Raw genomic sequence first — 12,346 nt, forward strand, 5'->3', positions numbered from 1 at the left:
TACCCGATTTTTCTTTTCATTTATTTACGCTAAATAGTATTTCAATCGAGTATGAAAATCAAGCACATTTAGTTAACTTTATAGTAGTTTGATCTCAATACAACCAACCAAATAATCAATCATGGAAAAAGTTCTTATCGCTATAGATTATAATCCGGCTTCTGAGGCTGTTGCTGAAAAAGGATACCAACTTGCAAAAACGCTGGGAGCACAAATTTGTCTCGTTCATGTAGTGGCAGATGTAAGTTATTATGGTATGCAATATCCTTCCTTTATGGGTTTTGATGGTTATGAGGTTCCTTTTAATCCTAATATTTATGGGGAGCTGCGTGGCGTTGCAGAGAATTATTTAACTACGGCCGCCATGCATTTTAATGATGAGACTGTACAAACACATATAGCCGAAGGCGAAACTGCAGATGCGATCTTAAAATACGCAGAAGAGTGGGGCGCTACAATTCTTGTAATGGGAACTCACAGCCACGGCACCTTAGAAAAATTATTGATGGGCACCGTAGCCAGCAGAGTTATAGAACATACTAAAATTCCTGTTCATCTTGTGCCTACACAGGTCACTAAGCCAGCCTAAATTTTAACCTACAAATAAGTAATGTGAATTTTGTTTATAGGAAATCTATATTCAAAAAAACCGCTTATTTTGAGTAAAAATCGGCTTAAAATATCTTAAAAACGTATCCTAGAAGCCAGTATAGAATTACAAATACCACAATGGTACCAATGCAACCGCAGCGACCGCCACCTATTTTTTTTGCTCCGTAGCCAGCAAGAAGGGCTCTAAATAAATTTTTCATATTTATTGGTTAGTTAGTATGGTTCAATATATAATTAATGGGCTAAAACAGCCATATTGATTAACATTACTTTAGGTAAGGTAATGAACTTTTTGTTCTTTTCTATTGTAATTTTATTATCAAAATAAGCATTATGGAAAAGAGACAATTAGGAAAAACAGATTTACAGGTACCACCTATAACATTCGGCGGGAATGTTTTTGGCTGGACAGCAGATAAGAAAACTTCATTTAAACTTCTGGATGCTCTTCTGGAAAGAGGCTTGAATTTTATAGATACGGCTAATGTTTATTCACGCTGGGCAGAAGGCAACTCAGGCGGTGAGAGTGAAACCATTATAGGAGAGTGGATGAAAGAACGCGGTAATCGCGATAAAATGATTATTGCAACAAAAGTTGGTATGGATGTAGGGCAGGGCTCAATAGATCTTTCGCCTGAGCATATTCTTGATCAGGCAGATAAAAGTTTAAAACGTCTTAATACAGATTACATAGATATTTATTTTAGTCATAAAGATGATGATGGTTCTATACCAAAAACGCTTGCAACCTATAATCAATTAATTAATGAAGGTAAGGTGCGTTATATAGGAGCATCTAACTTTCCGCTAGCCAGATTACAGGAATCGATAGAATATTCAGAAAAGCATGATCTGCCCAGATATGAGGTCTACCAGCCTGAATATAATTTGATGAGCAGAGAAGGTTTTGAACACGGCTACAAAGATTTTTGTATCGAAAAAAATATTAGTGTGACTAATTATTTCACGCTTGCCAGCGGATTCTTAACCGGTAAATACAGCGAGAAAGATGATGCTGAAGGAAGTGCTAGACAGGGATTTGTTTCTAAATTCTTTAATGAAAGGGGTAAAAAAGTGCTCAAAACACTTGAAAAAGTAGCTCAGGAGCATCAAATATCGCAGGCAGGTGTGGCGATTGCCTGGGCAATGCAACAACCGGGTATAACCTCGCCTATTGCTAGTGCGAGTAAAATAAACCAATTAAAATCGTTTGACGAAGCTCTTCAAGTTGAACTTTCATCAGCAGAAATATCAGAATTAAATAAAGCCAGTTTAAAATCTGAAGCTGTAAACTAGCCGTCCTGCTTTATTTCAAAGTAAAATTTTAGAGATCACTCTTTTTTGTCTTCATCTTCTTCGGTGTACAAAAGAGGGTGATCTTCTATTTTTAAACCTACTATTTTAATAATATTTTCTACGGTGTTGTATAGCATAAGCACTACACCAATAAGCCCGCCGCTTAACAAAGAAGATAAACCCAGTGTGACGTAATAGATGTAAGTAAACCAGGTATTAGGAACCTGATCAGATTCTGTAATGGGGATATTAAATACCTGAAAAGTGATAAGAGAAACTACAAAAACAGCGGTATCAATTTTCGCAATTCTAAGAACCTGCATGTAGTGAATATCTTTAAGTTTAGATTCTATAGATGAACTTAAACTTAAAAGGGTAAGCAGTAAAGCTAGAATGGTTGCAGAAGCAAGCACAATTGTATTGCACAAAGTATCTATACCTGGCAGGGAGGATTTTATAAGATCTTTTGCTTCGTATCCACTTATATTTCCTAGTAAGAAAGCACCTGCACCAGTTATCACGGTTGCTATAATTCCACCAGTTAAAGCCCTTCTGTCATATTTTGTCATGCTAAACATAGTAAATAGGTTGTAGGTTAGTTGAAACACTAAATTACTTCAGCTTAAATCATCTTCAAAACTTTAACAGAAACTGTTAAGAATATATTAACAAAGTATTAGCAAAGTGTACTGTAAATTCCTTGCTTGAACAATAAACTTTATGAAATTAAAATTACTCCGCCTCACCCTTATAGGCACATCCCTTTTCATTATGTCCTGTGGAAGCTCGCAGGTCTCGAAAAAATCAAAGAATGAAACCGCTAAAAGCGAAACTAAAGATTCTCCTAAAAACGGAATTAAACCGTACAGTAAAGTAATTACAAAAGATGCCGTTTCTGATGCCGGGCTTTTTACCGTGCATAAAGTAGATGACAATTTCTTTTATGAAATACCAGACAGTCTCTTTAATAGAGAGATGTTAATGGTTACGCGTATCGCGAAAACTGCTACAGATATCGGTTTTGGTGGCGGTAAAACAAACACTCAGGTACTGCGCTGGGAGAAGCGTCCTAAAAAAGTTCTTTTACGCGTAGTTTCTCATCAGATCTTTGCTGCAGATTCTCTGCCTATACACGAGGCCGTTGTAAACTCAAATTTTGAACCAGTTTTATACGCTTTTGACATTAAAGCTGTAGGTAAAGATTCTACAAGTACTGTTATAGAAGTTAATGGCCTGTATGAAGATGATGTTATGCCTTTGGGTATACCCAATCGTTACAGAGAAGAATATAAAGTTTCTAATGTAGATAAAGATCGTAGCTACATTGAAACCCTGAAAAGTTACCCGCTAAATATTGAAGCGAGGCATGTAAAAACTTATAATGCCAAGAATGCTCCCAGTAATGAAAGTCTGGGGTCTATTACTGTAGAAATGAATAATTCTATGGTTCTTTTACCAAAGGAGCCTATGGAACGCAGATATTTTGATCAACGCGTGGGCTGGTTTGCTCGCGGGCAGACAGATTACGGTCTTGATGCGCAAGAAAGCAAAACCATACGTTACCTTGATCGCTGGAGACTTGAGGTGAAAGATGAGGATATTGAGAAGTATAAAAGCGGCGAACTCGTTGAGCCTAAAAAACAAATTGTTTATTACATTGATCGTGCAACGCCAGAGCAGTGGAGACCTTATATAAAACAAGGTATTGAAGACTGGCAGGTAGCTTTTGAAGCAGCAGGATTTAAAAATGCCATTATTGCAAAAGATGCTCCAACTGTAGAAGAAGACCCAGATTGGTCTCCTGAAGATGTGCGATATTCTGTAGTGCGTTATTTAGCTTCACCTATCCCTAATGCTAACGGTCCTCACGTTTCAGATCCTCGTAGTGGTGAGATATTAGAATCAGATATTAACTGGTATCACAATGTGATGACCTTACTTCGCAATTGGTATTTCGTGCAAACAGCAGCAATTAATGAAGATGCTCGCGGTGTGGCTTTTAAAAACGAGATCATGGGTAGGTTGATTCGTTTTGTTTCTTCTCATGAAGTGGGGCACACCTTAGGTTTACCGCATAACATGGGTAGCAGTGTTGCATATCCCGTAGACTCGTTACGATCGGCGAGTTTTACTAAAAAATATGGTACCGCACCTTCTATTATGGATTATGCCCGTTTTAATTATGTGGCGCAACCGGGAGATAAAGATGTAGCGCTTATGCCTAACATTGGCGTTTATGATAAATATGCCATCAAGTGGGGTTACAAGCCTATTCTCGATAAAAAAGGGAAAGAAGAAAAATCTGTTTTAGATTCCTGGATTTTAGAACATGCAGGTGACCCAATGTACCGTTTTGGAAGCCAGCAACGCGAAGTGGTAGACCCCAGCTCACAAACTGAAGATCTGGGCGATGATGCTGTAAAAGCAAGCACATATGGTATTGCAAACTTAAAACGCATTGTGCCTAATCTTATAGAATGGACCAAAGAAGATGGTAAAGATTATGAAGATCTGGGTACTTTATACGGTCAGGTTTTAAGTCAATACAACCGTTATATGGGTCACGTTTCTAATAACATTGGCGGCGTTTATGAATATAACAAAACCTATGATCAGGAAGGTGCTGTGTATACTCCGGTGCCTGAAAAACGCCAGAAGGAAAGCATGAAATTCTTACAGGATGAATTGTTCACCACTCCAGAATGGATGATAGACAGTAATATCTTAAACAAGATTGAGCATGATGGTAATGTAGAGCGCATTAGAAGCACACAGGTAAGAACGTTGAACAATGTGCTAGATTTTGGAAGAATGGGACGTATGATAGAAAATGAAGCCTTAAATGGAAGTTCATCTTACTCCCTTTCTGAAATGATGGATGATTTACGTAAAGGCATCTTTAGTGAACTAGATCGTGGGTCTAAAATAGACACGTATCGCAGAAACCTGCAACGCGCGTATGTTGACAGGTTAGCATATTTAATGACCAAAGAGCAGGAGGGACGCTATAATGCAACAGACGTAGAAGTAAGCCAGTCTGATATTAGAGCAATTGCCCGCGCAGAATTGAACACTTTAAAACGCTCTATCAATTCAGCTTTAGGCAGAACTTCAGATACGATGAGTCGTTATCATTTACAGGATCTTAAAGAGCGTATTGATCTTATTTTAGATCCAAGAGCATAGATTTATAATGTTATACTCAAAACCCCGAAGATCACTCTTCGGGGTTTTCTTTTTAATTGAATTTTGATTTTATAAACCACAATCCGTTTAAGCTGAGATTAAGCGTGATTAAATGATAATTCTCTTTTATCAACCCATTGTTTATCTGTCCCTTTTGGCCATACGAATACATAAGGTTTAGAGTAGAATTGTTTCGCTTATTAAGCGGCAAACCCATTCCCACGCTTAGAACGTAATTATTTACCTTCTCGTTATTGATGGTCAGGTTTCCTGTATCATAATTAAATCCCGCACGATATTGCACAGCATTCCAGTAACTTAAAGGGTTTCCGTTAGGTAAGAATTCAACACCTAAACCATAAATATCCTGATCTGTGTAAGTGCCCAGCTTATCAGATTGGTTTGTGGCATCCCAGAAGTTCTTGCGATAATCGGCATAAAAGGTATAATTATCGGCTATTTTACCCTTAAAACCGAAACCCAATTCCAACGGAAGTTTAAAATCAGCCAGATCTTCATCAGTAACGATTTCATCATCATATAATTGATAAACAATACTGTGTTTATTTCCGTTGAGGCTGGTAGGTAAATTTACTACTGATCCTAATGAGAATTTTTCGCTAAAATCATATTGCAGTCCACCGCCTAATTGCAGCCCATTATATCTGTTATAATCATGAATTGTGAGTTGGTTATTGACAAAAATGTTAGTTTCTGTTTGCTCTATTTTTCCAAAAAGATAAGAACCCTTTACGCCTACGCGAAAGTTAGGTAAGATAGAATAACCGTAATTAAGATCAAGTGTATTGAGACCGCCGGAACCTTCAATATTAGTAAGAAAAGTATCCTGTGAACCCTCAATATCTGAAATTATCCCATCAATAGTATAGCCCACATTTGTATAAGGCATAAGCGTAACACCCAATCCCGATTTTGGCGAAAGCGGAAAAGCAAAAGCCAAATTAGAAAACGTAGCGTTAAATTTAGTTTCACTGCCCGCTCCTTCTGAAAGTAAGGCAGACTGCGCCTTAAAACCAAAATCATACATAAAATTTTTAAGCGGTACCCCGGCCATTGATGCAGGATTGAGATTGTTGATGGCTGTAGCAGATGGTATTGCAATACCCGCATTGCCTAAAGCATTGGTTTTACCTGTACTTAAGTTATTAGTAAGACCCAGCCCATAAGAAGAATAAGGTGAATTAGACTGTGTGTTTGTCTGCGCTATTACTGTGATTGAAAAAAGCACGAGTATAACCGTTATCGCGGTTAATTTATTCATCTTCATTATAAACGGCATAGGTTAATTCTAATTTTAAGCGTAAATCTTCTTTAGCAGCTTCACCGTTAAGAATGTAACGATCTACAGAGGTGTTGTAATTGCTCGAGTACAGTGCGAGATACCAATTCTCGCCATTAAATTGAGAGAGTTTCTGGTCGAGAAATAATTGTACAGGAATCGTATAATTTATCGTTTTAAATTCCTCGTTTTTCTGCGTTAGCAAACCCTCTGCATTAGCGCCTGAATAATCGTATAACTGACCAAGAACTTGATTTTTTTGATCGATAATATAAAGCTGCAGTGAATCTCGCGTAAAGAGATTATACATATCTGAATTTCCTTTTAAGCTAATCTTTAAATTTGCATCCAGAATTGTTCCCTGCCCATTGATATCATTGATACGTTCAATAAATGGGATGCTTATTCGTGTGGCAATACCAGTACCGGCTTGAATAAAACTGCTGTTATTAGTGAGTTTACTACTAATAAGATCTTGCTGCTCTGCAAGGTTTTCAAAATAAGTATCTGCCTGCTCGCTCGATATATTATTAAATGTATTAGTGGCGCTAAAAGAAATATCCAGAGTTTCCTCATCATCTTCAGTCTCGTTTTCTAGTGTGTAGTAAATTCGTAAGAAACTACTCGTCGCAAAACCCAGCACTACTGTATTGTTATCATCAGGATCAATAAGTAACCCTTTATAAGCAGAAAGGAATTCGTCAGAATTATTGATCACATCATTTTGCAAATTGTCAAAAAGTGTTTTCCCAAAATCATTATTGAGCAAAAGATGAATAGAATCTTCTCGTATTGGTTTTGGTTTAAACGTAATAGAACCAATTGAAGCGGGATCACTTCTATAGCTTGATGTGTTGTAAAATGATTCCTCTTCCGGTTTTATGTTTTGTAGAACTTTGTGAACGGTAAAGGTTTGCAGTTTTGTTGTGTCGCTGTAATAGTAATTGTCGTAATTAAGAATTAGGGCAATAGAGTCAAACTGCGCATCATCATCTATAGAATAGGTAGTATTAGACAGCTGTGCAAATAATTTACTTTTGGTTAGACCAAAAACACTGTCTGTGTAAGCACCTATTAAGTATCGATCTGCGCCACTCACACTTATAGAATCAAATTTGAAAGTTGAAGATTCTACGGTCACAGTATCTATAAAGTAAACTTTTGTATCGCTAGAGACCCAACTTTCGCCTACAGGAAAGCTTGCATCATCTTTACTACAAGCGATTAGCAGTATAAATAGGAAGAAAGAAAGTAGTGCTACCACCACCGGATATTTTTTCATAGTATATCAGAATTTCAGCGAAGCTATCGGCTGAAGATGTCCTGCTAAAATGTGTTATACCAAAGCCGATTTTTACTAGCTAAACCGCGATTTTTAGTCTACCAATGGGTAGACCTATGTTTAGTCTGCTAAAAAAGCCTGCTGGTATAGACTAATCACACGATCATATAAAATATTTTCTTAGGCTGTGGTGGCTGTATAGTTTTGGCTCAAATTGAAATTCAGTAATGAATAAAAACCTGATGCTAATTCTCATTCTTACTATAGGAACTAAAATGTATAGCCAGACTAACAAAGATCTGTTTGCGTTTGATTATGCTTTAGCCCCGGCTAATAATGAAGATGTTGATCTAAACAAGACTTCATTATTAATTAATATTCCTGCTCAATGGCAGAATTTTGAAATCACCGCTGCACTGGATGCAGACTATTACAGAGCAGAATTTTTAGAAAGTTTTCCTTTAGAAACATCAGAATTAGAACGTTTATATAATGTTTCTGCAGGCGTCGATTTTAGGTATAATTTAGCGGAAAACTGGTCATTTACTGCCGATTTTAATACGGCTATTGCCTCAAATTTAACTAGCAAAATATCAAACCAAGATCTTTTATATACAGGAGGTTTTCATATAGTAAAAACAGCAGATTCAGATTTACCGCTCAATATAAAATTGGGTTTGGGTTACAGGACTTACTTGGGCAAACCTAAGTGGTTGCCAGAATTAAGTATTAGTCAACAAATAGATGAAAATCTGTCTTACGAGATAGGTTTCCCGCAAACGCAGGTGCGGTATGCGCTTGATCCTAATAATTCTTTTATGGTAATTGCTACGCAAGATGGTATGTATGCCAATTTAAGTACTCCCATAATTTTAAATACCAACACATCTGCAGCAAAAACAGAACTAAGCGCTACCACACTGAGTTTAGGGTATGAGTATGCTTTAGATGATAATTGGTCTTTTTCGCTCAAAGGCGGATATCTACTCAAGAACAAATTCAATTTACTTAATAATACAGAAAATCAGGTCTTTGCTTTTGACATGCCTTCACGACCATTTTTTTCAACCGGAATAAAATTTAATCTCAAAAAATGATACAATGATTAAGATGAATGAAAATAAAAAATTAATAGCAATCCTAGTTCTTGCTGCGGTTACTTTTACGAGTTGCTCGTCTGACGATGACGATACAGACAGAGGTAACTGGAAAGAGCGCTCAGTTTTTGACGGTATTCCACGAAGTAACGTTGCCGGCTTTACGATAGGTGATTATGGCTACATGGGGACAGGATATGATGGCGATGATTATTTGAGTGATTTCTGGCAATATGATATAGAAGGCGATTATTGGGTGCAAAAAGCAGATTTTCCCGGTACAGCGCGCAGTTCTGCGAGTAGTTTTGCAGTAAACGATAAAGGATATGTAGGCATAGGTTATGACGGTGAAGATGAACTTAGCGATTTCTGGCAGTATGATCCTGCGGCAAACTCATGGTCACAAAAAGCAGACTTTGGCGGCGGTGTGCGACGAGCTGCTGTTGGTTTTGCCAGTAATACGGCTGGTTTTATAGGTACGGGTTACGATGGTGATAATGATAAAAAGGATTTCTGGAAATACGATCCCACAGCAGACACGTGGTCTGAGTTAGTAGGTTTTGGCGGTGATAAGCGCAGAGATGCAACATCATTCTCAATTGACGGTCTTATATACCTGGGCACAGGAGTAAGCAACGGACTTTACAAAACAGATTTCTGGAAGTTTGATCCTACTGCAGAAGTGTGGACAAAGCTCAATGATCTGGATGAAGAAGATGATTACACAATAACGCGATCTAATGCAGTAGGTTTTGGCCTAAACGGCTTAGGTTATATAGTTGCCGGCTACAGCGGCGGCGCAGTAGGTAGCACGTGGGAATATGATCCTGCTTTAGATGAATGGGAGAATATCACAACCCTCGAAGCTACAGCGAGACAAGATGCTCTAAGCTTTACCACAGGTAGTCGCGCATTTGTTTTGCTGGGGAGATCTGGCAGCTTATACCTCGATGATGCATATGAAATTTTCCCTCAAGAAGATTATGATGATGAAGATTAAGTAGTACATGTTTTTTTTTGTTGCCCGGAGTGTTTTTAAAAATTTACAGATGATTGGAATGCTCCGGGTTTTTTTATTTGATTATGAAATTGAAAACCCTATTTATTTATGCTGGCCTTTTAATAATAGGTTGCGGCATTATCTGGCGCTCTGGCGCGAAAAATGACCTAAAAGTGCAGATTTTTAGATCAGAAATGGGCTATGGCTATAAAATTATAGATCATGAGAAAACTCTTATTAAACAAACGTATATACCTGCACTTGAGAAAAAAGCGGTATTTTGTACTAAAGAAGATGCAAAAAAAATAGCTCATTTAGTGATAGAAAAAATTACCTTAAAACTTAATCCCGCAATTTCTAAAGAAGAATTAGAGAACACCGCGATAGCACTAGATTGCTATTCTCAAACTAAATAACAGTCAATGAGAAAACAAGTTCTTGTTCATTTATCAATCTGGTTAGGTTTTTTATGCCTATTTATTTTTCAGATATACTGGAATCTGGAGTTGTTCCCTTTTCACTTCATGCTTTTAATGGGAGTTAATATGCTCCTGTTTTACATGAATTACTTGTTTTTTGTGCCCACTTATTTGCTTACTAAGCAAACTAAAAAATATATAATTGCTGTTGCCATCTCCTTAGTTCTGCCGGTACTCATAATTGCTTTCTGGCCTCAAAATATGCCTCCGGAGGTAAGAGAACGTATGGCAGAGGCTAGGTTTGAAAACAGACCGCGACCACCATTCTTTGATATTTTTAGATTTGTATTTCCCTTAATCACCGCAATGTCATTTATTGTGATAGGAACTGCAATAAAAATGTATGAAGAGTGGAACCAAAATGAACGCAAGAAAAAAGAGATAGAGACCTATAAAACCAGAAGTGAACTCAATTTTTTAAAAAACCAATTGAGTCCACATTTTTTATTCAATTCCCTCAACAGTATTTATGCACTAACCACAAAAAAATCTGATGACGCTCCTGAAGCTGTTATCACACTGTCTGAGTTGATGCGCTACATGTTATATCAAACCGATAATGATTTTGTTTCGCTAAAAGATGAGCTCGAGTATATTCAGAATTATCTAAAATTACAACGGCTGCGTATTGCAAATAATGAGAATATAACGCTTAACATACATGGTAACGTTACTAATCAGAAAATACGACCGCTTTTATTGATCTCTTTCATAGAGAACGCTTTTAAATACGGTACAGATTTTAAAGGCAATACTGAAGTAAGAATCACAATAAATATAAATCACAACTACTTAGAATTTAAATGTGTAAATGTGATTGGTAACCGTAAAAAAGACGTTAATAATTCTGGTATCGGGTTGCAAAATACCACAGACCGTATCGCTCTGTTATACAAAGACAAACATACTTTAGAAGTGCAAGAAGTAGACAACAAATTTGTGGTATATTTAAAATTAAAGCTAAACTAATGCAGTGTGTTGTAATTGATGATGAACCTCTTGCGATAGATGTCATAACTACATATTTAGAAAAAGTAGGAGGGATGGAAGTTGTAGCAAAATGCACAAATCCCCTTGATGCAATTACCATTTTAAACAGGCATCGAGTAGACCTTGTATTTCTTGATATTGAGATGCCTAACCTGAGCGGTATTGAGTTAGTAAAAACGCTAGATAATCTGCCGCAATTTATATTTACCACGGCTTATCCGCAGTATGCTTTAGAAGGTTTTGATCTCAATGCCACAGATTATCTAGTAAAGCCCATTCCGTTTCCCAGGTTTTTAAAAGCTATCGCCAGAGCGAAAGAAAAGCATGAATCAACCTACCGCAGAAATAAACCGGAAACTGCATCTACAAAACCTAGTAATGAAACTGAAACTATAGCAGATTTCATTTTTATAAAATCTGAATACGAAAATATCAAGATCAATACAGCAGATATTATTTATCTACAGGGATTGAAGGATTACATCAAAATTTACACCTCACAATCTGATAAAGCAATTTTAACCTTGTCCAGTTTTAAGGATATTCAGGAGAAGCTTCCTAAAAACAGCTTTTTGCGTGTACACAGAAGCTTTGTGGTGAATGTAAATTATATAAAGGCTGTGCAGAAAACTAAGATCGTTATTAACGATGTGCGCATCCCAATAGGTGAAACCTTTAAAGAAATAGTTTTTGCACAGCTAAAAATTGGTTGATGTAATCTAAAAATACATCATAAAACACCGATTTTCACTCATTTTCACCCGATTTTATTATCAGATTCATTGCTTTTTTAAGCACTTGAAAAAATGATTTCCGCGAAAGCTAAAAAATGAAGGTGGCCTCTTTTAGTCTAAGCATAAAACCTCCTCCAGGTAGCCTAATATCGTTAAAATGTAGGGTAAAATCTCCCGCAAGTAGACAATATCCGGGAAAGAGTACGCGTAAATAGCAAAAGAAACTTCTACTATAAACCCGAATTATATTTCCGGATATAAAACTAATGAATCAAGCGCAAGAAGACCTGAGGAATAGAAACCTGTAACTTTAAGCTGAAATATATGTAGCTGTAATCGCCTAACAAACAATTAGAAATCTAAATGTCTC

Annotated in this window: 11 protein-coding genes; 8 read left to right on the top strand and 3 right to left on the bottom strand. The window is 36.9% G+C overall.

Annotated features, from left to right (window positions below):
• Nucleotides 1-121: 121 nt before the first annotated feature.
• Both ACH3PA_RS15130 and ACH3PA_RS15135 read left to right on the top strand, forming a co-directional pair.
• A complete protein-coding gene (locus ACH3PA_RS15130; RefSeq protein WP_416441822.1) occupies nt 122-589 on the top strand; it encodes a universal stress protein in 468 nt (155 codons plus the stop codon).
• A gap of 356 nt (nt 590-945) precedes the next feature.
• Nucleotides 946-1,908: an aldo/keto reductase gene (locus ACH3PA_RS15135; RefSeq protein WP_416441824.1), complete on the top strand. Its 963-nt coding sequence runs from the start codon at nt 946-948 to the stop codon at nt 1,906-1,908.
• A gap of 35 nt (nt 1,909-1,943) precedes the next feature.
• Here the strand turns inward: ACH3PA_RS15135 and ACH3PA_RS15140 are convergent, their stop codons facing one another.
• Nucleotides 1,944-2,486, bottom strand: a complete 543-nt coding sequence (locus tag ACH3PA_RS15140; protein WP_416441826.1) for a hypothetical protein — start codon at nt 2,484-2,486, stop codon at nt 1,944-1,946.
• 142 nt (nt 2,487-2,628) lie between these two features.
• On the opposite strand from ACH3PA_RS15140, the gene ACH3PA_RS15145 reads away from it, so the two are divergent.
• Nucleotides 2,629-5,094, top strand: a complete 2,466-nt coding sequence (locus tag ACH3PA_RS15145; protein ID WP_416448266.1) for a zinc-dependent metalloprotease — start codon at nt 2,629-2,631, stop codon at nt 5,092-5,094.
• 52 nt (nt 5,095-5,146) lie between these two features.
• Here ACH3PA_RS15145 and ACH3PA_RS15150 read toward each other — a convergent pair whose 3' ends face one another.
• A complete protein-coding gene (locus ACH3PA_RS15150) occupies nt 5,147-6,376 on the bottom strand; it encodes a hypothetical protein (protein WP_416441830.1) in 1,230 nt (409 codons plus the stop codon).
• The gene (locus ACH3PA_RS15155) at nt 6,369-7,676 is read right to left on the bottom strand and encodes a DUF4270 family protein (RefSeq protein ID WP_416441831.1); all 1,308 of its coding nucleotides are present in this window, start codon (nt 7,674-7,676) and stop codon (nt 6,369-6,371) included. The genes ACH3PA_RS15150 and ACH3PA_RS15155 overlap by 8 nt, the downstream gene beginning before the upstream one ends.
• A 227-nt stretch (nt 7,677-7,903) precedes the next feature.
• Here ACH3PA_RS15155 and ACH3PA_RS15160 point away from each other — a divergent pair, with 227 nt between their 5' ends.
• The 5 genes from ACH3PA_RS15160 (at nt 7,904) to ACH3PA_RS15180 (ending at nt 11,955) form a co-directional block, all read left to right on the top strand.
• Complete coding sequence (locus tag ACH3PA_RS15160; protein WP_416441833.1) at nt 7,904-8,773, top strand: DUF6268 family outer membrane beta-barrel protein; 870 nt, start codon at nt 7,904-7,906, stop codon at nt 8,771-8,773.
• Nucleotides 8,774-8,777: 4 nt separating this feature from the next.
• Nucleotides 8,778-9,773 (top strand): Kelch repeat-containing protein, encoded by a 996-nt coding sequence (locus ACH3PA_RS15165; RefSeq protein WP_416441835.1) that lies wholly within the window; start codon nt 8,778-8,780, stop codon nt 9,771-9,773.
• A gap of 83 nt (nt 9,774-9,856) precedes the next feature.
• On the top strand, nt 9,857-10,189 hold the full coding sequence (locus tag ACH3PA_RS15170) for a DUF4907 domain-containing protein (protein ID WP_416441837.1): 333 nt from the start codon (nt 9,857-9,859) through the stop codon (nt 10,187-10,189).
• 6 nt (nt 10,190-10,195) lie between these two features.
• On the top strand, nt 10,196-11,221 hold the full coding sequence (locus ACH3PA_RS15175; RefSeq protein ID WP_416441839.1) for a sensor histidine kinase: 1,026 nt from the start codon (nt 10,196-10,198) through the stop codon (nt 11,219-11,221).
• On the top strand, nt 11,221-11,955 hold the full coding sequence (locus ACH3PA_RS15180) for a LytR/AlgR family response regulator transcription factor (protein ID WP_416441841.1): 735 nt from the start codon (nt 11,221-11,223) through the stop codon (nt 11,953-11,955). The genes ACH3PA_RS15175 and ACH3PA_RS15180 overlap by 1 nt, the downstream gene beginning before the upstream one ends.
• Nucleotides 11,956-12,346 lie beyond the last annotated feature (391 nt).

This window comes from Leeuwenhoekiella sp. A2, assembly GCF_047946655.1.
Lineage (GTDB): Bacteria > Bacteroidota > Bacteroidia > Flavobacteriales > Flavobacteriaceae > Leeuwenhoekiella.